Source organism: Streptomyces sp. (genome assembly GCF_050698815.1).
Taxonomy (GTDB): domain Bacteria; phylum Actinomycetota; class Actinomycetes; order Streptomycetales; family Streptomycetaceae; genus Streptomyces.
Window position 1 is genome coordinate 1 of the sequence record NZ_JBOHCV010000459.1, and the last position, 1982, is coordinate 1982.

Sequence of the window (1982 nt, forward strand, 5' to 3'; positions counted from 1 at the left end):
GTGATCGTGGACGCGGCCAGGGCCTGCGGCGGCCGCACCCCGGCGGGTGCACCCGTCGGCGCGGAAGGCTGGGCCACGGTCTTCTCCTTCGAGTCGAAGAAGCTCATGACCACCTTCGGCCAGGGCGGCATGGTCACCACGCACGACCGCGCGCTCGCGGAGGACCTGCGCAGGCTGCGTACCTACGGCGGGCGAACGCAGTGGGGCGTGAACCAGATGCTCAGCGCCATCCAGGCCGCGGTCGGCCTCGTCCAGCTGGAGCGGCTGCAGGAGATGAACACCGCCCGCATCTCCCGGGCACACGAGCGCACCGGGCACCTCGCGGACATCGAGGAGCTGACGCTTCCGCCCACCGTGCACGACCAGACGCACCTCTACTACCGGCACAACCTCCTCGTCCCCCACGAGTGGGCGGGCCAGGGCCGGGACGCGCTCATGGAGACCCTGGCCGCCGACCACAGGGTCGGCGCCATCATCAGCGACCCGGTCACCTACCTCAGCCACGACCTGATCCGCGCCCACACCGCTGGCCAGCACTGCCCGCGGGCGGAACACCTCGCCGCCCGGCTGCTGTGCCCCTGCCTGCATCCCCGCATGAGCGAGCGCGACGAGGCCGCCATCCGCGGCGCCATCCGCCAGGCAACCGCCACGGTCGCGAAAACGTACGACGCCTCCTGACCCGAGAGGACCACCTGTATGTCCCAGATCGGCAAGGAAATCGACACCAACCGCGCCCGCGAGATCCAGCTCGCCGGCCCCTACCCGCCCAAGGACCCGGCGAGAGCGGCCGGACTGCTGCGCATGGTCTTCGCCATCCCCTTCGGGCACGCGTACAGCCTGATGTGCAACGGGCCGATGAGCCTGCACGACCTGATCAACCGCACCCCGGACCTTCCCGCCGTCGCCGAGCGCGCCCTCGCATACGACTGCCTCGTACGGGACGGGAACCGGCTGCTCACCCCCGACGGCGAGCCGTACCGCAGCATCGAGTCCCAACTGCCCCTAGGCGAGGCGGACATCGTCGGCATCTCCGCGATCAATGCGGGCGACTTGCACAGCGTGCTGCGGCTACTGGACCTGGCCGGAATCCCGCGCCGCTCGGCGGACCGCACTCCTGGAGTGCACCCGCTGGTCATCGGCGGGAACCAGGGCCTGGCCGACCCCGAACCGCTGGCCGACTACCTCGACGTGATCGCCATCGGCGAGGCCGACACCAGCCTGCCCGAGCTGATCCGTACCCTCCACGCACACCGTCAGGACCGCCATGTCACCGGCGGGATGCCGCTGTTCGAACAGATCGCCCGCATCCCCGGCCTCTACGTCCCCGCCCTCTACGAGCCCACCTACGCGCCCGGCGGTGGCGTCACCTCCATCCGTCCCACGACGCTCACCGTCCCCGCCGCAGTGCACGCCCAGTACCACCGCGTCGACTCCCTGCGCTCCTCGCACTTCCTGTACCCGGTCACCGACGGTACCGCGGCCGGACTGCACCCCGTACGCGGCTGCCGCCACACCTGCGGCTTCTGCAACCTCGGCATCCCCCCGTTCCGACAGGCCCCGCTGGAGATGCTCACCGACTACATCGACCAGCTCGAACACCACGGCGTACGCACAATCATCGTCAGCGCGCCGACCTTCACCCAGTACAAGCACCGCCGCGAACTCCTGGAGCACATCCAGGCATACGCTCGTCGCGCGGAGGCCAAGGGCGAGAAGGTCACCACGATCATCGGGTCCATCCGCGCGGACGAGATCAGCGCCGACTACCTGGACGCCGTCACGCACCTCGGGGACTTCGGCCACCTGTTCACCGAGCTCAACCTCCCCGCCCGAGCCCGCGGCGTGATCACCATTGCCCCCGAATGGGCCTCCGGCGACCTCGTCGCCCTGTACGGCAAGACCATGACCCGCCCACGCGTCGACCATGCGATCGACCTGTGCCGCGAGACCGGGCACGTCAACACGGTCATGCTGTACTTCAT

At 69.8% G+C, this 1982-nt stretch carries 2 protein-coding genes; both read left to right on the plus strand.

Features of this window, described 5'->3' with window-relative positions:
- Nucleotides 1-678: DegT/DnrJ/EryC1/StrS family aminotransferase (locus tag ACRDP3_RS16680; RefSeq protein WP_431517751.1), on the plus strand; the 678-nt coding region annotated here is incomplete at its 5' end.
- Nucleotides 679-696: 18 nt separating this feature from the next.
- Nucleotides 697-1982: radical SAM protein (locus tag ACRDP3_RS16685; protein WP_431517752.1), on the plus strand; the 1286-nt coding region annotated here is incomplete at its 3' end.